Source organism: Pseudoalteromonas sp. SR44-5 (assembly GCF_014163675.1).
GTDB classification, from domain to species: Bacteria; Pseudomonadota; Gammaproteobacteria; order Enterobacterales; family Alteromonadaceae; genus Pseudoalteromonas; species Pseudoalteromonas rhizosphaerae.
Genome location: NZ_JACJDT010000047.1, coordinates 1 through 21,323, shown reverse-complemented (window position 1 = coordinate 21,323; position 21,323 = coordinate 1). Strand labels below are relative to the sequence as shown.

The following is a 21,323-nucleotide window of genomic DNA, read 5'->3' as shown; positions in this document are numbered from 1 at the left end:
CATCACTAGATTGAAAAATCCATCTTAACATTGATTAAAAAGCAGTTTATGATTGTTTCAATTCAAGGGATATTACTACGCACGAGGAAGCACGTGCTAACAATAAAAACAACTATCTATCCGGCCATTATTGGTTTTTTATGGCTATTTCATAACAGCGCGCTGGCACTGTCTTTACATTTAGACTCCTTCTCTAATGAACAGGGGTTAACGCAAAACTCTGTCACTTGCAGCATAACTGATCGCCGTGGTTTTCATTGGTTCGCCACCCAAGGTGGGCTCAACCGTTTTGATGGTTATGAATTTAAACGCTTTAAGTCTCATCCAACCCAGCCAAGTCTATCGAGTAATTGGATCACCGACTGTGTTACCACTGACAATAATCTGCTGTGGTTTTCTACAGCTACACAAGGGCTAAACGCCCTAAATACAGAAACCGGTATATTCACTCATTTTAACCGTAACAGTCCATTAGCGATTAAAGATAACCGCATTTGGTCAATGCTTACTGATCAACACAATAATTTATGGTTAGGCCATGAAGATGGTAACTTAACTCGCCTAAATGTAGCCGAGCATGAAACTGCCTACTTTACCTACTCGCCAAACACCCAAGGTAGTATTATTTTTCAGGATATGGTGATTGATGCTAAGCAAAATTTATGGCTGGCCAGTAATGAAGGATTAATAAAATTTGATACAAAAACAGCTAAATTTAGCCACTTTTCAGCAAGTAAAAAGCAACTATGGCGCCTAAAACTCACGCCACAAGGGCAGCTACTGATTGCCAGTAAAACAGGGCTTAGTGTCTTTGATTTAGAAAGTGAACAGTTTAATGATATAAAACAACTAGATGGTATATGGATAAGCGATATTTTAATCGATAATAACGAGCATCTTTGGCTTAGCAGCTACGGCCAAGGCTTATATTATAATCCCAACTATCAAACAACTCTGACAAGCTTTAGCCAATTTAAACACCTTCCACAGCAACGTCATGGGCTTGTTAATGATTACTTACTGTCTTTGTATCAAGACCTGCAAGGTATTCTGTGGATAGGCACTGATGGTTATGGGTTACAACGCTACGATATGCGCCAAAATCAATTTAATCATCAACAACACAGCGATGACCCTAACAGTATTAGCCATGATTTTATCCGGGCCTTACTTAAAGATTCGCAAGGGCAATTATGGGTCGGTACTCGCAACGGGTTAAATAGACAAACAAAAGATGGCTTTGTGCGCTATCACGTCGATACCAGCAACCTTACCAACAACAATATATTCAGCCTTTATGAAGATAGCCAACAGCGTATTTGGATTGGCACCTATGGTGGCGGTTTATTGCGTTATAACCGCGAAAGCGATGACTTTACATCATTCACAGTGCAAAGCCACCAGCTCAGCAGCAATAACATTTATGCGCTCACCAGCGATCGGAACGGCAACTTATGGTTGGGAAGCAATCAAGGTTTAAGTCTGTTTAACCCCGATAACTTGACCATTGAGCATTTTAAGCACTCGGAACAACACAATAGTATATCGAACAACACCGTATTTAGCCTCGTTTACGATAACGTTGCTAATGCAATTTGGGCTGGTACTCGAGTTGGCTTAAATAAACTCACCCTCAACAACAATGAATTTAGCCATTATCAAGCCGATCAAACAAACCCAAATAGCTTAAGTCATAACATGGTTACCGCCCTTCATCTGCAAGATGACAATACACTGTGGGTGGGTACTTTTGGAGGCTTAAATAAACTGAATAAAACAACGGCAGAGATAACCCGAATCACCGAGCATGATGGCCTGCTAAACGATAATATTTTTGCCATTAAACAGGATGCCAAAGGTTACCTGTGGCTGGCAAGCAACCAAGGTTTAACACGTTATCAGCCCAGCTCTGAAAATATGCAGCATTTTTTACCCCGTGATGGCGTGCAACATAATTCATTTATTCTCGGCGCGGCTTATCAAGCGCAGAACGGTGAACTATTTTTTGGCGGGATCAACGGCTTTAATCAATTTGATCCGCTTAAGCTACAGCTGGCAGCTACAACTCCAGAGCCTGTGTTAGTCGAATTACTAATTAACAATCAAGCGATAGCCACTGCCCCATACACTAAGCACGAGACTCAAGCTGCGAAATTAATTAGCTATATACAAACACTCTCCTTTAACAAAGGTGTCGGCGTGATAGGCTTTAAGTTCTCAGCATTAAATAGCCCGTCGGCACCTCAACAATATCAATATGGATACAAACTCGCTGGTTTTGATAAGCAATTTCTATATACCAACGCACAACAACGACAAATAAACTACCCGCAACTGCCCGCAGGCGACTATCAGCTGCAACTAAAAGTAAAAGATCAGTATGGCCAGTGGAGTAATGCTAAAGCTATGCTCGATTTCACGGTGGTGCCGCCGTGGTGGCAAAGTCGCCTTGCCTATGCCGGTTATGTTCTTCTCACTGGGGTTATTATTTGGCTTATTGCGGCCTCGCTATACCGCGCTAAGCTGGCCGAACAAACAAGTAATCAAGCCCGTGAACTGAATCGCTTAAAAAGTCAATTTTTAGATAATATTAGCCATGAATTAAAAACGCCTCTGAGTTTAATACTCGCGCCACTTGAAAGCTTGCAGCTAAACCATAAAGATCAAGCTAGCCAAAAACAATTATCGATGATCAAACGCAATAGCCTACGTTTGCTGACCTTAATAAATCAACTATTACAGCTAAGCCAACGCCCCAGCTGCGCTATACATTACGTTTCGCCCTATCCTTTAGCACCATTTATAAAGCAGCTGGTTGCTGACTTCACGGTGCTGTTTGAACAAAAAGGTATTCACGTAACAATGACAGATCTCAGCCAAGGCTCTTGCTGCATAGCCCTTGAGCCAGAACATGCAACGTCAATTATTACCAACTTAGTTAGTAATGCCCTCAAATATACCCACTCAGGCGGTCAAGTTGAGATTAGCTTATCAGTGCATAATAACATGGCTCATATCGCGATTGTTGACACCGGTATTGGCATCGAAAAACACCAACAAGGCATTATTTTTGAACGCTTTACGCGTGTTGCAGCACAAAATCAAAACGGCAGTGGAATTGGCCTTGCTTTAGTTAAACAATTGCTAGAGCAATACGGCGGGCAGATTTCACTAACAAGTGAAGTAGGTAAAGGCAGTTGTTTTACTGTATCTCTGCCTTTGACTGAAGCAGAGCATGGCGCAACTTCGCTAGCAGCACCAGTAAATGAAGCAACCCGCCCCAGCAATTCGCAAAAGCTACTGATTGTTGAAGATAACGACGAAATGCGCGAACTACTGCTGACTTTGTTTGCTACTGAGTACCACTGCTTAAGTGCTATTAACGGCGAACAAGGCTTAGCCATCTGCCAAACAGAAATGCCAGATCTAGTGATCAGCGATGTGATGATGCCTTGCATGGACGGTTATCAATTACTTAATGCGCTACGCACAAATAACATTACCAGCCATATACCGGTGTTATTATTGTCAGCAAAAGCCGATACACAAAGCAGACTAAAAGGCCTTGATTTACTAGCAGATGATTTTTTAAGTAAACCATTTGAGCCGCAATTACTGCTCAGTAGAGTACAAGGGTTACTGAGTATTCGTGCAGTCCTTAATCGGCACTTAGCAAAGCAGCTTGCGGCTCATGCTCCGCCGCTGGTACTCGATCCGCAGCTTACACAAAGTAAAGATTACCAATTTACCGAACGCCTGAAAAACATCATCCGTGATAACTATCACAACGAAGCGTTTAGTATTGAAGAATTCGCTGCAGGATTATATTTAAGCCCACGTGCCTTACAACTGAAAATGAAAGCACTCTACAATTTAACTCCCAGTGATTATATTCGTAATACTCGTTTAGAGTATGCTGAAAAGTTACTTAGCGACAGCGATCTGAGCATAGGTTTAATTGCTGAAAAAGTCGGCTTTAGCTCACAAAGTTACTTTGCTCGCTGCTTTAAGGCAAAGCATAACGTTTCGCCTAAGCAGTTTAGAGAAAAAACCAATCTGAATGCAAAAACTTCGCCTGTGTGACCAAAGTGTTCGCCTCAGTACTATTTTTAACTTTATGATTTTTTTAAATTAACTTTAAAACAATTTGTAGAATAAAAACCTTCACTGTTTCTATTTGGCACATTAATTAAGGAAAATCATATGCTCACAACAACTAAAAAAGTACTGTTGGCAACCCTCGTTGCTAGCAGTCTTAGCGCTTGCCAAAGTACCTCGACCAAGGTCACTTCAAACCAAGATTCACCAAACATTAATGAAGTCGCCCAACAACAATATAATGGTCCAAAAGCGCGTATTGCCGTGGCACGCTTTACCGATAAATCGAATGACTCTCATTGGTGGCGAAAAGAAATAGGTGAAGGCATGGCCGACCAACTCACCACAGCTTTGGTAGGCACCAATCGCTTTATCGTACTTGAACGCCAAGCGTTAGATGCAGTGTTATCTGAGCAAGATCTAGCGGCTTCGGGTCGTGTTAGCGCAGCATCAGGGGCAGCTTACGGTGAAATTGAAGGAGCCGAAATAGTTGTGGTAGCAGCGGTAACTGAATTTGATGACGACAGCTCAGGTGCCAGTGTTGGTACTGGCGGTTTTATAGGTGATGTGTTTAGCTCAGTATCGGCAGGTTTTTCAGGCTCGCATATGGCGATTGATTTACGCCTTATCGATACTCGCACCTCACGTATTTTAGCAGCCACCAGCGTCGAAGGAGGTAGCAAAGATTTTGATTTTACCAGTGCGGCAACTAATTTTGGTGGTGCATTGGTCGGTGGTAATTTAAGTGGCTGGTCAAACACCCCTAAAGAAAAAGCGCTCCGCGAAGTGATAATCAAAGCTGTAGAGTTTTTACAAACTAAAGTCCCTGCCACTTACTATCGCTATAACAGTAATAATACCCTTGCACCTGGATACACAGCACCACCACCGCTTACGACCACGGCTGCCAAGTCAAAAGCCGTTGCTCCAGTAGCAAAAGTCGATGTTCCTACACATAGAATGCCGCATTATGAAAAGATGGATTTAGCCATGTCTCGCATGAATCTAGTCTGTTTAGGTTATTTAAAAAACCAACCCGATTATGAAGAATTTGAAACTGAAGATGTTAAGTACGATCGTCAAACAGTTATCGCACTGCGCGAATACCAACAAGAGAAACAATTAAAAGTGTCGGGACTTGCAGACGAAGCAACCAAAAAGTCACTCGATGAAAGTCAATGTATTGCTAAAACCAATAAGTCAGGGCTTGAGAGCTTAGGTAGTATGTTTAAAATTAACTAACCAAAGATCAAGTTATTTAGCAGCCAGTTTATTCTTGGCTGCTATACCATCTAAATACTTAGAACAGCTGTAACAGCTCGCCCTGATAAAAATCACAAAGCAACCAAATTTGTTGAAAAGGATGGGTAAGCGGTATCGTTATATTCTGTAACTCAGGGTCAAAATCCGCTTTATGCCAAATGGTGCTGGCGTTACGAATAAGCAGCCATGTTTGCTCTGATTGATAATGCTTTTTTCCTTTTTGTTCTAATAACCGCTGCAGTGCACAGTGCAGCCGCTGCTCACTTGGTTGCATTGCCATATCAGCAAGATCTCGTTGCATGCTTATAGATAAAGGCCTGCCGAGTACTGCCATGGCTTCGGTTTCGCTGGCATATAAATGTGCTATTTCAATATCAAGCTTCTGTTCATTACGATAACAACTGATATCTGGTTTACTCGGCTGATTATGCCAAATATGGCGCATTGGAATACCAAAGCGATGTTCATAGCAACGCAAGAACAACTTGCCTGCATCATGCTCAAGTTGTAATTTTTCTTGCTCACTATGACGCGTCATTAAGTACCGCATATACATCAGCTAACAGGCTTGATGCACCAAATCTAAATGTTGACGGATTCAAATAACTTTCTCCCATAATATCAGTCGCTAGCTGTAAGTAATTACTTGCATCCATAACCGTTTTCACGCCACCTGCAGCTTTAAAACCGACTACACGCGGCGACTTTTTAATCGTACTTAACATCACTTCGGTTGCTTCAAGAGTGGCATTTGTAGCTACTTTGCCGGTGCTGGTTTTAACAAAGTCAGCACCACCGGCAATTGCTATTTCTGTCGCCAGTGTTATCAACTGCGCTGTTTTTAGTGCGCCGGATTCTATAATTACTTTTAATTGTACGTGTTCAGGACAACACTCTTTACTGGCACGCACATATTCTAGTGCTGTGGCTTCGTCCCCCGCGATTAAGGCTTGATACGGTAACACCAAATCAATTTCATCTGCGCCACGCTCTATTGCGATTAATGTTTCATTAATTACTTCACTTAGCTCACTGTTGCCTGAGGGAAAGTTAGTTACTGTGGCGACTTTTACATAACTAAGCTCGCGCTCAGCTAAAGCAAGCTTGGCGTCATCAACAAACTCACTATAAACACACACTGCAGCCGGAATACCTAGGTTGGGCTTAATACTAGCCACCAAGGCCTGTATTGTTGCCGCGCTATCATTACTATTTAAACTGGTTAAATCCATTAATTGCACGGCCAATGCCGCATCAGTTAGTTGCGTTGTCATAAATCCACCAAGTAAGTTCATGTATTAGCAATAGTACCAAATTTAACTATTCTCGCTATAGCTAATAACCAAACACTCTAAGCTCGATATATAGTCATTATAGTACTTGTAACTCGGCGCAATCCCCTGTTAACTAAGGCTTAAGCCAAATCGGACAACCCTATATAACTTTTAGTTATATTAACTGGGTTTTAATTATTTTTTACTTAGCTTACGCCACTATATTCTGAGTTTCTGAAAAGCATCTTTGCTGTAATTTTTTCCAAGGGTCTACACATGCAATATTTACCTATCTTTACCAAGCTCGACAATAAACCTGTATTGGTTGTTGGCGGTGGAGAGGTTGCGTTACGTAAGTGCCGTGCATTTTTGAAAGCTCGCGCTGATGTCACTTTAGTAGCACCTTGGTTTTGTGATGAATTAAAAGAGCATGCACAAAATAATGATGTCACTCTAATTGACGCTTTTTTTGACGAATCACACCTTGATGGCAAAATGCTGGTCATTGCCGCAACCGACAATGATGACGTAAATAACAGCGTATTTGAACTAGCAAATGCACGAAATGTATTCGTTAACGTGGTGGATGACCAACCTAAATGCACCTTTATTTTTCCTTCAATTGTTGATCGTGACCCGATCACTATTGCAATTTCAAGTGCTGGCACAGCGCCGGTATTAGCACGGCGCTTACGCGAGAAGTTAGAAACGCTTATTCCACAACACATCGGCCCGCTTGCAAGTTTAGTTGGCAGCTTTCGCGACAAAGTAAAACAGCGCTTCACGAGTTTTGCTGATCGTCGCCAATTTTGGGAAGGCGTATTTGATTCATCTGTCGTCAGCAAAGTACAAACGGGTGATACAGCTGCCGCAAGCGTACAGCTTGAACAATTACTCGATAGCAAACTGGATCCTGAAGGTGAAGTATACGTAATTGGCGCAGGTCCAGGAGATCCAGAGTTATTAACACTGAAAGCACTGCAACTAATGCAACAAGCTGATGTGGTGGTGTATGACTTTCTAGTCTCTGACGAAATTATGGAGCTAGTACGCCGCGATGCTGATTTAATTTGTGTGGGTAAACGCTTAGGCGATCACAGTGTCGTGCAAGAAGATACTAACCAAATGCTAGTTGACCTTGCCAAGCAAGGTAAAAAAGTGTGCCGCATTAAAGGTGGCGACCCGTTTATTTATGGCCGTGGTGGTGAAGAAGTTCAAGTACTGGCAGCCAATAACGTAAATTACCAAATCGTCCCTGGCATAACTGCTGCCGCAGGTTGTAGCGCTTATGCGGGTATTCCGCTAACGCACCGTGACCATGCACAAGCCATACAGTTTGTAACTGGTCACTGTAAAAAAGACGGTCAAGAACTAGATTGGCAATCACTGGCAAAACCAAACCAAACTCTGGCTATTTATATGGGTGTAATTAAGTCTCCCCATATTCAAGCACAATTATTAAAACATGGTCGCGGTGCAGATACACCCGTGGCAATTATTGAAAACGGTACTCGCAAAAATCAACGCGTTGTAACCGGTAAATTAGGTGAGCTGGCCGATTTAATCGAGCGTCACAGCATTATTTCACCGGCATTATTAATTATTGGTGAAGTTGCTTCATTACATGAAGAACTTCATTGGTTTGGCACAAAAGCCCAAACTAGTAGCTTTGCACAACCGCTTACAGACGTGGCATAGCTTTAAACTATTTAGATTTTAACTTTTAATCATTTTAGTAGGACGACTAACAATGGCTTTAACTCACCTTCAGCAATTAGAAGCTGAAAGTATCAAAATCATGCGCGAAGTTGCTGCTGAGTTTGAGAACCCAGTTATGCTTTACTCAATCGGTAAAGATTCATCGGTACTTTTACATTTAGCGCGTAAAGCGTTTTACCCAGGTAAAATTCCGTTTCCACTGCTTCACGTTGATACCAACTGGAAGTTTAAAGAAATGATCGAATTTCGTGATCGCTTAGCAAAAGAGTACGGTTTTGACTTACTCGTCCACAAAAATCCTGAAGGCTTAGCGATTGATATCAGCCCATTTACTCATGGCTCTGGTAAGCATACCGATATCATGAAAACCCAAGGCTTAAAACAGGCGCTTGATAAATATGGCTTTGATGCCGCGTTTGGTGGTGCACGCCGCGACGAAGAAAAATCTCGCGCTAAAGAGCGTGTTTATTCATTCCGTGATAAACACCACAGATGGGATCCAAAAAACCAACGTCCAGAGCTTTGGAATACCTATAACAGTCAAGTTAACCCTGGCGAAAGCATCCGTGTATTCCCACTTTCTAACTGGACTGAACTTGATATTTGGCAATATATCTATCAAGAAAACATCGATATGGTTCCGCTTTACTTAGCCAAAGAGCGCCCTGTTGTAGAGCGTGATGGTACTTTGATCATGGTTGATGATGAGCGTATGCCGCTTAAAGAAGGCGAAGTACCCATGATGAAATCTGTTCGTTTTCGTACTTTAGGTTGTTACCCACTTACCGGTGCAGTGGAATCAACAGCCAGTACACTGACTGAGATTATCGAAGAAATGCTGCTATCTACGTCATCTGAACGTGAAGGTCGGGTAATTGACCACGATTCAGCAGGTTCAATGGAGAAGAAAAAACGTGAGGGCTATTTCTAATGTCTATTAATACTAGCGATACAATTAACGAAGTAAAAGCAATTGGCATCGACGCCTATCTTGCTCGCCAACAAGACAAAAGCCTATTGCGTATGCTGACCTGTGGTAGTGTGGATGACGGTAAATCAACCCTAATTGGCCGCCTACTGCACGACAGCCACCAAATTTATGAAGATCAGTTAGCAGCACTGCATAAAGATAACGAAAAAGTCGGTAATGCCGGTGAAGAGCTCGATTTAGCACTACTGGTTGACGGCTTACAAGCTGAGCGTGAGCAAGGCATAACTATTGATGTAGCGTACCGTTATTTTTCAACGGCTAAACGTAAATTCATTATTGCTGATACTCCAGGGCATGAGCAATACACCCGCAACATGGTAACCGGTGCATCAACCAGTGATGTAGCGATTATTCTTGTTGATGCGCGCTACGGTGTGCAAGTACAAACTAAGCGTCACAGCTTTATCTGTGATTCATTGGGTATTAAACAGTTTGTTGTTGCCGTGAATAAAATGGATATTGTTGATTTTGACGAAACCGTTTATGAGCGCATTAAAGCCGATTATTTAAAATTTGCCGAGCAACTTAACGTATCTAACATCAAGTTTGTGCCTATGTCGGCGCTTAAAGGCGATAACGTAGTAACACGCTCAGAGCACACACCATATTACACAGATAAACCACTGCTTGAGTTATTAGAAGACTCACCAGCAGCTGAAACAGACACTGGCTTTGAAGCGCGTTTCCCTGTGCAGTATGTAGTACGCCCTAACCTAAACTTCCGTGGTTTCCAAGGTACTTTGACCTCAGGAAAATTACGCGTTGGTGATGCTATTAAAGTATTGCCATCAGGTAAAACCTCAAGCATTAAAGAGATTGTCACCTTTGACGGCAACTTAGACACAGCCGAAGCTGGTCAAGCAATTACTTTAACGCTTAACACTGAAATTGATATTAGCCGAGGGGACGTGATCGTTCCTGCTGATTCAACAGCGACTGTAACTAACCAAGTACAAGCAAAGCTTGTGTGGATGCACGAAGCGCCGCTGGTACTGGGTAAAAGCTATAACTTTAAGCTAGGCAGTAAAAATACTTCGGCTATCGTGAAAAAGATTGATCACACCATTGATGTGAACACCCTTGAACACGGTAGCGCAAACAGCCTGCAGTTAAACGAAATCGCGATTGTTACCCTAGAATTGACCGAAACCATTTTGGCCGATGCTTATCACAACAATCACGAAACCGGTGCGTTTATTTTAATCGATCGTTTATCTAACTTAACTGTTGCGGCGGGTATGATTGAAAACGTGCTTGCTAAGCAACAACAAACGGGTAACTTTAGTGAGTTTGAAGTTGAATTTAATGCGTTAGTACGCAAGCACTTCCCACATTGGCAAGCGCTTGATATATCAAAGCTTAAATAACCAACTTTGCCTGTTAAGGACATATAAAGCATGTATCAACAGCTAGTATTAACAGGCATTATGCTAACTTTAGTCGGGTGCCTGTTTGGCACGCGGCTAAAGCCAGCATGGCTTTTTGTTGGCGCCATTGGCACCGCATATCTAGGCGGGTTAATCGACCTTGAAGATATGCTGATCAACTACGCCAATCCATCACTGATCACCTTAGTGTTATTAGTACTGGTTTCGATTGCGGTTGAAAAAACTACACTCGTACAAAAGCTTGCCCAGTCATTATCAAAAGGAAGTTTAACCAGCTCAGTCACTAAGCTCGGACTTTCTACAGCGTTTTTATCCTCATTTACCAATAATACAGCGGTTGTCGCATCGCTCATTACTGCCATAAAAGACAATCCAAACCATTCACCTTCAAAGCTACTATTACCGCTGTCGTATACTGCTATTTTAGGTGGCACAATTACCTTAATTGGTACTTCAACAAATTTAATCGTCAATGGTTTTGCCGTTGATGCAGGCATGGCACCGCTAGGCTTTTTCGACTTTACCATAGTCGGGTTAGGCGCATTAAGTGTGGGCCTGATCACTATTTTAGTGATGCTAAAATATTTGCCAGACAACGGCAAAAACGATCAAGAAGTGGTGCCTTTTTATCTCGAAGGTAAAATAGAAGAAGGCTCAAAACTAATTGGTAAAAGCGTAGAAGAAAATGGCCTGCGCGAACTTAAAGACTTATTCCTAGCGGAAATTATTCGCGGCGATAAACGCATTTGTGCAGTGACCCCGCAACAAGTGATTAAAGCGGGCGATGTATTGCTGTTTGTCGGTGACATCAAATCAGTGCCACTGCTAACGCGCTTTGACGGGCTAAAAATAGTTCACGATAAACATCAAAAAGATGTTGAGCACCTCGTTGAAGTTGTTGTCAGCCAATCATCTAAATTTATAGGAAAAACAGTTAAAGAAGCGCGTTTTCGTGAACAGTTTCATGCCGCTGTTATCGCTATTCGTCGCGGCCATGACCGCTTACAAGGTGGCCTTGGTAAAGTGCAGCTGCAAGCGGGAGACTCACTGATCCTCGCACCAGGTAAAGACTTTTATAGTCTGCCTAATTTAAAACGCGAATTTGTGTATATTTCCGGGCTTGATTTACAAACTCACTTAGCGCCCAAGCAATCTAACTTAGTATTAGCGAGCTTTGCAACGGTACTTGGGCTGAGTATTATTGGCTATGTACCACTGGTAAAAGGCTTATTAGTATTGCTGATTGGCTTAATGCTCACGGGAACGATAAAGCTGAGCGAAGTAAAACGCCGTTTTCCTATTGAATTACTTGCTGTAGTTGGTAGCGCCATTGGCCTTGCTAAACTGATGATAGGCACCGGCCTAGCTGGACAAATATCTGCAGCATTGTTTTATGTACTCGGTGATTTTGGCCCCTATGGCGCGTTTATCGCGATTTTTGTAATGACAGTAATGTTCACCGAACTTATCACCAATAACGCCGCAGCGGCACTATCATTCCCTGTCGCTTATGCATTAGCAATGGGCTTTAATGTTGACCCGCTGCCGTTTATTATGGCGGTCGCCTTTGGTGCATCTGCAAGCTTTATATCACCATTTGGTTATCAAACTAACCTGATGGTTTATAGCGCCGGCAATTATCGTTTAAAAGACTATGTATTAATGGGTTTACCGCTTTCTATTATTTATTCAATAACGGTATTAACCCTGATCCCGCTGGTATTTCCATTTTAAGCCAGCGCTTACTCATAAGAGAGTTTTATAATGGATGAGAACATTGTTTGGCATAACTATGCCATTACTAAAGCACAACGTAGCGAACACAAAAGCCATAAACCGGCTATTTTATGGTTCACTGGTTTTTCCGGCTCAGGTAAAAGCACCGTAGCAAACGCCCTTGAAAGCGCACTCAATCAACAAGGTATTCACACCTACCTGCTAGATGGCGACAATGTACGCCACGGCTTGTGTAAAGATTTAGGCTTTAGCGACGAAGACCGTATCGAAAATATTCGCCGCGTTGGTGAAACCGCTAAACTAATGGTCGATGCTGGATTATTGGTACTCACCGCATTTATTTCCCCATTTCGCGCTGAACGCGATATGGTAAGAAACTTAGTCGATGACGGTGAATTTATCGAAGTGTTTTTAGACACACCTCTGGACGTATGCGAGAGCCGCGATCCAAAAGGCTTATACAAAAAAGCCCGCGCAGGTGAAATAAAACACTTCACAGGTATAGATTCAGACTACCAAATACCCCATTCACCGGAAATAATCTTAGATACCAGTAAAAACACCCTAGACCAATCGGTGCAAGAGCTGATAGCGTATCTAAAACAACAGCAAATTATTAAAGGTTAAGTCATGAACCAAACGGAACTGCTCGAAGAAATACTGATCCTTGCCCGCCAAGCTGGCAGCGCTATTATGGGGATTTATGAAAAGGATTTTAACGTTGAGTACAAAGCTGATGAAAGCCCTGTAACCGACGCCGATCTTGCAGCTCACAAAGTGATTGCCAATGGCCTAGCCCACTTAACCCCAGAGATCCCAGTATTAAGTGAAGAAAGTGCCGATATCAGCTGGGATATCCGTCAAACGTGGACCCGCTATTGGCTGGTTGACCCAATCGACGGCACTAAAGAGTTTATTAAAAAGAACGGTGAGTTTACCGTTAACATCGCCTTGATTGAAAACGGCAAGCCTATCTTAGCGGTAGTAGATGCGCCTGCGCTAGGCGTGTCTTATCTGGCAGCAGAGGCAATCGGCGCATTTAAGGACCGCGGTGATGAGCGCATTGAGCTTAAAGTCACCACCAAAGCAAACAAAGGCCTTATCCGCGTAGTCGGCAGCCGCTCGCATCCATCACCGGATTTAGCAGAGTTTGTAAAACGCTTTGACGAGGTTGAAATGGTCTCAAAAGGCAGTTCACTAAAACTGTGCTTAGTCGCCGAAGGCAGCGCCGATATTTACCCACGCCTAGGCCCAACCTGTGAATGGGATACCGGTGCCGGCCATGCTATAGCCGAAATCGCCGGCGCAAAAGTCACTAAGCTTGATGGCAGCCCGCTTGTTTACAATACTAAGGATGAATATTTAAATCCGTATTTTGTAGTTTCAGCACTGGAAGAATAAACCAAGCTATAAGCCGTAAGTTTTAAGTGGTAAGTTTAAGGCCGACTCTTCACTCGTAGGAGTTGGCTTCAGCCACGAAAAATCCTGCTCTGCATTCTATTTGAAAAAACAATTTCACCACAGAGAACACCGAGGCGCTTCGCTACATAGAGGCTGAATCATAAGCTGTAGAGCTTTAAACGGTAAGTTTAAGCCCGACTCTTCACTCGTAGGAGTTGGCTTCAGCCACGAAAAACCTCGCTCGGTTTTTAATTTAAAGACAATTTCACCACAGAGCTCACCGAGGCGCTTCGCGCTACACAGAGGTTGTTTGTTTTTGTAGGTCGGGGTTTACCCCGTCACATTTTTCAGGCTAAAGCCAGAACCACAAAAGATTCCAAGCCATAAGCTTAAAGTGGTCCGTCATAAATACGACGCTTGTACTCGTTAATATAGAAAATTACGTACCAATTGGTTAAATGCATTCTCTTTATGAAGTAGTTTTTTGATACTTTCATTTAGTTTAGGAGCATTTGAAATACTTCTAAAATCAGCTTCATCAAACGAATTAACAAAATTCATTACATTTGTAATGTTACTCTCACCTAACAACCTAGGTAGTTTCAAACCGTCCAGTTGAAATGTATCCAACTCACTTCCCTGCTGTAAATATGATTTGAACAGGCCATAAGTAAATGTAGCTTCTACGCCACCTTCCTTTTTGATACCTCTTCGCAAGATACTATACAATTCAGATTCAAAGCCCATAGAACTCATTAATTCACGTAAAAAATTATTATACACAGATTCATTTTTACTCCATAACTGTTCAAATAGCGGATATAACCATTCAACAGTCATATTAAAAGCTATTATTTTAATAAGTGTCTCATTGATATCCCCCATAACTAAATATTCTGATTGCTTGCCTCTCTCCTGAGCAGTTAAATCAAAACCTATTGACTTTTGGTATTTATTTAAGTCATCAATACTAAACATCTCTTTGACACACATGAATCTTTCAAAACTGCATTGTTGGGTGGTGTTATAACTTAATATTTTAGTAACTATAGGTAGTAAATTATTAAAATCAGATTTCTTAATTTCAAAAAAAGAACGTATATCTTGTATTATTTCTTGGTCACTACATATATCTTTAGGAAGTGTTTCCAATACAAGCCTATCTAAATAACAAACATCTTCATATTTACGTACAACATATTGAAGGTAATTATTACTACCACTAAAAATTAGTTTTCTATGCTGCATTTCTATTTTTTCTAAAGTTTTTTTATCAGTTATTTTACCTTTTGATTTAAAAGCCTCAATCACATCTTTCTTCTCAGAAGAAGTGTCATACTCTAAGCTAAACATTACGTTGTAATATTCAAATATAAAGTTATCTTTATTAGTGTTGTCGTATTCACTAATTTTTTCGATGAATTCTGTAAGATCGAATCCTTGATAATATGGCGGATAGCTTTTATTTTGAAGGAGTTTATTAAATTTCTGTGGCGAGATTTCTTTTATAGTAATGCCCATTAATAGTGAGATAAAATTAACCTCCCCCATCAACCCAGTAGGTTGCCATATTTGAGATACTCTTCTTAGAATTTTTTTCAACTCTCTTAATGAAGTTATTTTCTTATCGACTAAAGCTACTGAATTATAAAAAGGTAGGTTACTCAATTCTTGTAAACGCCAGCTAGCAATAAGTGTAGAATCAATGAACTTGCTATCCTCTAAGATATAAAAATGCTTATTGTTTTTAGGTTGATGAGAATTAACAGCGACATCTAAAGAACTGATTATAAAATTAACTAAAATTGTTTTAGTATCAGATGATAAAATATCCTCTCTATAATCCGTTGCTTTTGAGATCACTTCAGCAGCAACTTCATTTTCATTACCCATCGCGATTATAAAGTTGATACGACTTAAATCTTTATTTTTAAGCCTATCCAATAGTGCCGCGATATCATTTAAACGTTTTTCGTTCTCATCGCCTGTACCACGATCTACGTCTTGTAAAGTGATCAGTAATTTGTGGTTGGTTACTTCAAGGACATCATTAAGTTTTTGAAAGCTTTGCTCGATATCAACAGGGCCTGCGAGTAACGTTGAAGCAAATTGAAAAAAGCTGCCGCCTGATTTTAGGGCTTCGGTATAATGTTTCGGTAACGCACGAAAGGCGCACATATCAATGTGCTGGCTGATATCATCAATAATATTGCTAAGTATCACATGCGCGACACTGCCACTGGCTGCGCCCCACGTTGATATATCGCTATAGATCCAATTAATCTTATTTTGTTGTTCTACTTTTAGCTTTTCTTCATCTGATAATCCAGCTTCTATTTTTTTAGGCTTTTTGAGCTCGTTTGCTATTGCTGCAACAATGCTGCTTTTTCCGCATCCAAATGGCCCACACAGTGCGATATGTTGCGCTCCCTTTCTCTCATACCCTTCTTTATCGCCACCTGTTTAGTCGCTCAGTGATGCGCTGTGCATAAACCTGTAAGTCCGGTTCTAGTTCCGTGGTGCTTTGAACAGGTAAATCGTCTTTAAACCATTTCTGGAAATGTTCTAAACTCTCAAACTTAAACTCTACTTTTTGTTTTGATTCAACTATCAATTCTTTGTTAGACACTCTTAGTTGCTCTGATAACAAATAAATAGACATGCCTAAGTAAGCCACTGCTATAAAGAAAAATACCCAAAATGCATGTTCTATCTCAACTAAGTTTATGGCTGAAAATAAATAAAATGCTGATACCGCGCACAGTGCAACAGAAAATATCGGTTTTTCCGTATACAGTTTAGTTTGATAGATAATAGTCGCTGCAGCAGCTAAAAAACTCAGTGACAGAAACTTGAAACTTACAAATGCATAAGCTGTCAGTTGTTCTTCTATTTCATTGTTAGTTACATACACATAAACAACAATGAAAAGTAAGCCAAATAATACACTTATCGTCACTGGCGGATATCGCCAGTTAAACCCCATACTGCGTTTGGCGTGGGAGATATAAAACTTATCAAGCATTAGCTTGATGCCAATGCCGGAAAGAAAAGCAAAACTATAGTGCAGTACAGAATTGGCGTATAAAATACTGCCCCAGCTTGCATAGGCTTGCCGTACAAAACTGACGTTACTTAAAAATACTGTAATTGCGGCCGCTGTAATTGCGCACAATAACAGTGATAACCAACGCTGGGCTGGAATAGGAAGAGACTGCGACAATTTAATATCCTTATAAGGAATCTAGTTTGCATTTCAAATAACTCAATCAGTGTATACCCTGTTGAATAAAAATAGAAACTCAGTATTTTTTATATATTGGTTACAATTTTCAGGTACAGTTTTTAGACAGTTTTTGCTAGGCTTTATATTTACGGAATTCAATAACAAGGAGTAATTAATGAGATGTCCTGAAATTGACGATTTGGAGTTTTCTGAGCGTGGCAAGCTAGCTGTAAAAGAAATAAGGCGAATAAAAGAAATTAATCAGTGGCTCAGTGCAACAATTACAGTTGGTACTTTTGCTAACATTTTTGCGGGTAATGGCATCATTAAAAGTCACTATAACCTCACTCAAACTGATTTTGATGCTTTTTCTACTGCACTAAAAAGCTCCCCAAGCATAGCTCGAAAAACCATAGAAACGATATCTGGTCTTCAAGCAATTAAAGCTAAAACATCTAAAGAAAGGCAGTTCTGGAAGGCTGTTTATAACGGTTGCGAGGCTGCAAAATGAATAATTTTATTGTTTTCGCTCTTGCTTTATTCAGTTCCTTTTTAACATATGCAAATATAGCCGAAAATAACCTCACTAGTTATTTAACGGTTGAATACCATAATTCAATAAAAGCATATGACACTAAACTTGAAAAATGTCAGCAAACAGCAATAGTTATAACTCCAGATGACGTTAAACATATTTCAGATGACTGGAATGTGCTTAGTAGTGTTTTATCTTATCATTATGCAAAGACGCAAGATTTATGCACACATGATGAGTTGCAGCGTTTCACATTGCTTTCAGCAAAATTGCAGGCCTTAAAAGATAGCGATAAAACCATGCTTGATAAGTACAACCAATTAATTATGGCAATCCCTTTAACTTTTGAGCGAACTAAAGCTGATTACTTTATTTTGCCTGAAGATATACGTGAACAATTTTCTAGCTTAGAAAAATTAAATAAGCCATTTAATTTAATGAAGACAATGGAAAACTTCGAGTAGCCAAGCCTTGATAAAATGAGCAAATAATTACATTGCTCATCGTAGGCTGAGTTGAGTATTACAACATTCAGCCTATTTGAACCAAAGAAAGCAGTAAAGCTTTAAGCGATAAGCTTGAACCATTCGATTGCTAAGTTATTTTATCAGCTCGTGCTACTTTTTCTGCATAAAAATAAGTTGATTGCATATCCAAAGGCTTACTCAATAGCCCGGTTTCTATATTGTTCAATACAGCTAGGTTTTTCTTTGCAGGTCCATAGTCTGGATCAAGTGCTAACGCTTGCTCAAAGTAATCTCGCGCTTGCATATAATCCTGTAACATTAAATAACAAATCCCCAAGTTCCCTTTAGCCTGCACATGCTTAGGCTGATTTGATGCAATCACTTTAAACAAGGGAATAGCTTTTTCATACTGCTCTGTTTGGAGAAATTCAAAGCCCCTATCGAAACGTTCTGAATCTTCAAGGTACTGTTCAATAGTAAAACCTGTCGGCAAGCCTTTTTCAACTAACTCAATAATTTCTTTAGACGCAGTAATAACGTCAGTCTCTTCTGGTGATGCATACTTCAATGCTGCAACATGGTGCTTAATAGATAAATCAACCTTTCCAGTTTTTTGATAACTAATCGCCAGGTTATAGTGAGCTAAAGCATATTCACCATTAACTGCTATGGATTTCAGCAAGTTTTGTATAGCTAAGTTATAATCACCTTTGAGTACAGCCATTATACCGACCCCATAATAGGTCAAGTAATGACGTGGGTACTTTTTAGCTGCTTTTTTCAGCAAGTACTTACCCTGTTTCGCATCGCCATTCTGCAAAAAATAAAATGCATCCTCTAAGATATCTTCGAGGTATAAGGTTGCTTTATCGACCATTTGATCTCCATTATTATTACTTTGGTTAAATAGAAGACCTAACCGTTGCAAGCCATCAATTTTAAGTTGTATTTAAAAATACTTCAACTGATGGATAAGCTCCTCAAAGAGCTTTAAGCTCGAAAAAGGCCACAGTATTGTATTAAAGATAATCACACCACAGCACGCCGAGGCGTTTTGCGCTGTACAGAGATTTGCTCTTCGTGTTCTTTTGTAGGTCGGGATTTATCCCGTCTCGTAAGCTCTACTGCGAGTAGGTAGTGGCTTTAGCCATTAATGAACTAAAAATCATTATCTCATATGTTCGCGACTGAAGTCGCTCCTACAGGTTTGGTATTGGTATTTTTATAAACCGGGATTTTTCCGTCATATTGTCAGGCAAAAACCTGACCTACCGCTGGGACAATAAACTATGAGCGCTAGCTTATAAACCTAAATTAACACCTGTAACATCAACAAAGCTCCTCAATATCAGCTATTGTGTTTTAACATTCTCAGTTTAATTGATTATAAAAAAGACCTAATGACGACTATTGAAAGTGCGATTGATTCAGCCTACCAAGCGCAAATTAAAAATCTCTATAATGCACTAAGCCAAGCTGTACTTGCAGCGAATGGCGATGCAGATGCGATTAGCGCTGCTGAAACAAGTTTCAAAAAAGGCCTAGCCTTTGCCGCTGATATTAGAGCCCGTGCCCTAGCTGCAATAGCATAAACTAAAAAGCCCTGTAAGTTTGTCACCTACAGGGCTTTTATTTAATCTAACTAAAGTCTCTAAAGCTACTTGCTAAGCAACAAAGCCATAAATCAAAGCAGCTACCGCTAATAAGCCTACCGCTAACACGAACAAGGTGCTAAAACGGCCACGGTATTTTTGTAATGCTGGAACTTTATAAACAGCAATCATTGGCATGATGAATAATATCATCGCAATAATCGGCCCTGATAGTTGATCCATCATATCTAAGATACTTGGGTTTTTAACAGCACAAAACCAAATAGCAAAGAACATGATAGCAACACCAATTTTGTCAGCGTTTTTCAGCGACAAACTTGTTTGTTTAGTAACAAGCCCATTAAAGCTTTCTCTTGCTCCTAAAAAATGACCTAAGAAAGATGAAGTGATAGCAATAAACGCGACTAGCGGGCCAAAGGTGGCAATAAATGAGTTGTCAGTAACATTAGCTAAGTATGATAACACGGATACATTTTGTGCTTTTGCTTGCAACATTTGCTCTGGTGTTAATGAAAGTACACACGAAAATACAAACAATAGAACGAACACTATCAGTAATAAACTGGTGCGCTTTAGAATCGCCTCGGACTTAGCTGTCGCTTGTTTACCATAATGACCTCGCTGTACGTTTACAAAGCTTGAGATCGCCGCTGCGTGGCTAAATGAGAACACTATAATAGGAATTGACAGCCATAACGTTTTACTAAAGCCTGCAAACTCAGGAAAGGCCATATTGGGTACTTGCCAGCTCGGAATTAAATACAACGATAAAAACAATAAAATACCGACTAACGGATACACTAAAATAGCAAAAGCACGCAACATTAGCCTTTCACCACCGAGCATCAAGCTGATCATACTGGCAACTAAAACTCCTGAAAGCAATACTCTAGAAGGTGCTTCCATACCTAATTGGTTTACTATAAAACTATCAACAGTATTGGTTAGGCCAACACCATAGATCAGTAAAATTGGAAATATTGATAAAAAATACAATAATGAAATTAATCTACCAGCATTCACACCAAAATGCTCTTCAACCACATCGGTAAAATCAGCATCTTTGTTCTTTGATGACAATACAAAACGCGCTAAACCACGGTGGGCTAAGAAAGTCATTGGAAACGCTAAACACGCTAAAATGATCAGCGGCCAAAAGCCACCAATACCAATATTAATTGGCAAAAACAAAATACCGGCACCGACGGCAGTACCAAAAAGACTCAACACCCATTGGGTATCATGAAAGTTCCATTTCGGTTTACTTGTTGTCACTGCGTCAAACTGCGCAGCATCAGTGGAAGAGTTCATGCACTTCACCTATTAGTATAATAATTTGGCAAGAGCATATAGAAATCAACACATTATTTCAGTTTTTGGCGACATAATTAACTAAATATTACAGCCTATTTTGTAATTACTGAGTTACTTACTGTCATGAATTTGAAACAGTCATAAAATCAAAATTCTTTAGCTGATAGAGGAAATAAATTTGCGAGTTTCGAGTTTCGAGTTTCGAGTTTCGAGTTTCGAGTTTCGAGTTTCGAGTTTTACAAAAATAAACTTTTCGCGCCCTATGTCAAACGTTCGCTAACTTTACTCTCGCTAACT

The 21,323-nt window shown here is 40.4% G+C and carries 17 protein-coding genes; 11 read left to right on the top strand and 6 right to left on the bottom strand.

The window, feature by feature from the left end; translation table 11 throughout:
• Positions 1–93 precede the first annotated feature (93 nt).
• Both H5154_RS18880 and H5154_RS18875 read left to right on the top strand, forming a co-directional pair.
• A complete protein-coding gene (locus tag H5154_RS18880) occupies positions 94–4,083 on the top strand; it encodes a two-component regulator propeller domain-containing protein (protein WP_310736625.1) in 3,990 nt (1,329 codons plus the stop codon).
• Between the two features lie 120 nt (positions 4,084–4,203).
• Positions 4,204–5,340, top strand: a complete 1,137-nt coding sequence (locus H5154_RS18875) for a CsgG/HfaB family protein (RefSeq protein WP_145238283.1) — start codon at positions 4,204–4,206, stop codon at positions 5,338–5,340.
• A 58-nt stretch (positions 5,341–5,398) separates the two neighbouring features.
• On the opposite strand, the gene H5154_RS18870 is transcribed toward H5154_RS18875, so the two are convergent.
• Both H5154_RS18870 and deoC read right to left on the bottom strand, forming a co-directional pair.
• Positions 5,399–5,899, bottom strand: a complete 501-nt coding sequence (locus H5154_RS18870) for a hypothetical protein (protein ID WP_182719267.1) — start codon at positions 5,897–5,899, stop codon at positions 5,399–5,401.
• Positions 5,886–6,635 (bottom strand): deoxyribose-phosphate aldolase, encoded by a 750-nt coding sequence (deoC, locus tag H5154_RS18865; protein WP_182719266.1) that lies wholly within the window; start codon positions 6,633–6,635, stop codon positions 5,886–5,888. The genes H5154_RS18870 and deoC overlap by 14 nt, the downstream gene beginning before the upstream one ends.
• A 276-nt stretch (positions 6,636–6,911) precedes the next feature.
• On the opposite strand from deoC, the gene cysG reads away from it, so the two are divergent.
• From cysG to cysQ, 6 genes are read left to right on the top strand one after another with little or no spacing between them, the layout of a single operon-like run.
• Positions 6,912–8,333, top strand: coding sequence for a siroheme synthase CysG (gene cysG / locus H5154_RS18860; protein WP_149983363.1), 1,422 nt, complete (start codon positions 6,912–6,914; stop codon positions 8,331–8,333).
• 52 nt (positions 8,334–8,385) lie between these two features.
• Entirely contained in the window at positions 8,386–9,285 is a 900-nt protein-coding gene (cysD, locus tag H5154_RS18855; protein ID WP_145238271.1) for a sulfate adenylyltransferase subunit CysD, read from the top strand.
• On the top strand, positions 9,285–10,712 hold the full coding sequence (cysN, locus tag H5154_RS18850; protein WP_182719265.1) for a sulfate adenylyltransferase subunit CysN: 1,428 nt from the start codon (positions 9,285–9,287) through the stop codon (positions 10,710–10,712). Before cysD ends, cysN begins: the two co-directional genes overlap by 1 nt.
• 30 nt (positions 10,713–10,742) lie before the next feature.
• Positions 10,743–12,467: an SLC13 family permease gene (locus H5154_RS18845; protein ID WP_182719264.1), complete on the top strand. Its 1,725-nt coding sequence runs from the start codon at positions 10,743–10,745 to the stop codon at positions 12,465–12,467.
• 30 nt (positions 12,468–12,497) lie between these two features.
• Positions 12,498–13,097, top strand: coding sequence for an adenylyl-sulfate kinase (gene cysC / locus H5154_RS18840; RefSeq protein ID WP_145238262.1), 600 nt, complete (start codon positions 12,498–12,500; stop codon positions 13,095–13,097).
• 3 nt (positions 13,098–13,100) lie between these two features.
• The gene (gene cysQ, locus H5154_RS18835) at positions 13,101–13,871 is read left to right on the top strand and encodes a 3'(2'),5'-bisphosphate nucleotidase CysQ (protein WP_182719263.1); all 771 of its coding nucleotides are present in this window, start codon (positions 13,101–13,103) and stop codon (positions 13,869–13,871) included.
• 426 nt (positions 13,872–14,297) lie between these two features.
• Here cysQ and H5154_RS18830 read toward each other — a convergent pair whose 3' ends face one another.
• Complete coding sequence (locus H5154_RS18830; RefSeq protein ID WP_404936192.1) at positions 14,298–16,283, bottom strand: P-loop NTPase fold protein; 1,986 nt, start codon at positions 16,281–16,283, stop codon at positions 14,298–14,300.
• Positions 16,284–16,320: 37 nt separating this feature from the next.
• Positions 16,321–17,094: a hypothetical protein gene (locus H5154_RS18825; protein WP_182719261.1), complete on the bottom strand. Its 774-nt coding sequence runs from the start codon at positions 17,092–17,094 to the stop codon at positions 16,321–16,323.
• Between the two features lie 178 nt (positions 17,095–17,272).
• Between H5154_RS18825 and H5154_RS18820 the strand changes: the two genes are divergently transcribed.
• A complete protein-coding gene (locus H5154_RS18820; protein WP_182719260.1) occupies positions 17,273–17,608 on the top strand; it encodes a hypothetical protein in 336 nt (111 codons plus the stop codon).
• A complete protein-coding gene (locus H5154_RS18815; RefSeq protein WP_220491389.1) occupies positions 17,605–18,096 on the top strand; it encodes a hypothetical protein in 492 nt (163 codons plus the stop codon). Before H5154_RS18820 ends, H5154_RS18815 begins: the two co-directional genes overlap by 4 nt.
• A gap of 130 nt (positions 18,097–18,226) precedes the next feature.
• On the opposite strand, the gene H5154_RS18810 is transcribed toward H5154_RS18815, so the two are convergent.
• Entirely contained in the window at positions 18,227–18,976 is a 750-nt protein-coding gene (locus H5154_RS18810) for a tetratricopeptide repeat protein (RefSeq protein ID WP_182719259.1), read from the bottom strand.
• 523 nt (positions 18,977–19,499) lie between these two features.
• On the opposite strand from H5154_RS18810, the gene H5154_RS18805 reads away from it, so the two are divergent.
• Complete coding sequence (locus H5154_RS18805) at positions 19,500–19,691, top strand: hypothetical protein (protein ID WP_182719258.1); 192 nt, start codon at positions 19,500–19,502, stop codon at positions 19,689–19,691.
• Positions 19,692–19,763: 72 nt separating this feature from the next.
• Here H5154_RS18805 and H5154_RS18800 read toward each other — a convergent pair whose 3' ends face one another.
• Positions 19,764–21,023, bottom strand: a complete 1,260-nt coding sequence (locus tag H5154_RS18800; protein ID WP_182719257.1) for an aromatic amino acid transport family protein — start codon at positions 21,021–21,023, stop codon at positions 19,764–19,766.
• Positions 21,024–21,323: the final 300 nt, after the last annotated feature.

What these genes read in the sequence shown, in the direction of transcription:
- cysD (WP_145238271.1), top strand. Translation starts at nt 8,386, where the DNA reads ATGGCTTTAACTCACCTTCAGCAATTAGAAGCTGAAAGTATCAAAATC.
- cysG (WP_149983363.1), top strand. Translation starts at nt 6,912, where the DNA reads ATGCAATATTTACCTATCTTTACCAAGCTCGACAATAAACCTGTATTG.
- cysN (WP_182719265.1), top strand. Translation starts at nt 9,285, where the DNA reads ATGTCTATTAATACTAGCGATACAATTAACGAAGTAAAAGCAATTGGC.
- H5154_RS18875 (WP_145238283.1), top strand. Translation starts at nt 4,204, where the DNA reads ATGCTCACAACAACTAAAAAAGTACTGTTGGCAACCCTCGTTGCTAGC.
- H5154_RS18815 (WP_220491389.1), top strand. Translation starts at nt 17,605, where the DNA reads ATGAATAATTTTATTGTTTTCGCTCTTGCTTTATTCAGTTCCTTTTTA.
- cysQ (WP_182719263.1), top strand. Translation starts at nt 13,101, where the DNA reads ATGAACCAAACGGAACTGCTCGAAGAAATACTGATCCTTGCCCGCCAA.
- H5154_RS18805 (WP_182719258.1), top strand. Translation starts at nt 19,500, where the DNA reads ATGACGACTATTGAAAGTGCGATTGATTCAGCCTACCAAGCGCAAATT.
- H5154_RS18845 (WP_182719264.1), top strand. Translation starts at nt 10,743, where the DNA reads ATGTATCAACAGCTAGTATTAACAGGCATTATGCTAACTTTAGTCGGG.
- H5154_RS18810 (WP_182719259.1), bottom strand. Translation starts at nt 18,976, where the DNA reads ATGGTCGATAAAGCAACCTTATACCTCGAAGATATCTTAGAGGATGCA.
- H5154_RS18800 (WP_182719257.1), bottom strand. Translation starts at nt 21,023, where the DNA reads ATGAACTCTTCCACTGATGCTGCGCAGTTTGACGCAGTGACAACAAGT.
- cysC (WP_145238262.1), top strand. Translation starts at nt 12,498, where the DNA reads ATGGATGAGAACATTGTTTGGCATAACTATGCCATTACTAAAGCACAA.
- deoC (WP_182719266.1), bottom strand. Translation starts at nt 6,635, where the DNA reads ATGACAACGCAACTAACTGATGCGGCATTGGCCGTGCAATTAATGGAT.
- H5154_RS18870 (WP_182719267.1), bottom strand. Translation starts at nt 5,899, where the DNA reads ATGACGCGTCATAGTGAGCAAGAAAAATTACAACTTGAGCATGATGCA.
- H5154_RS18820 (WP_182719260.1), top strand. Translation starts at nt 17,273, where the DNA reads ATGAGATGTCCTGAAATTGACGATTTGGAGTTTTCTGAGCGTGGCAAG.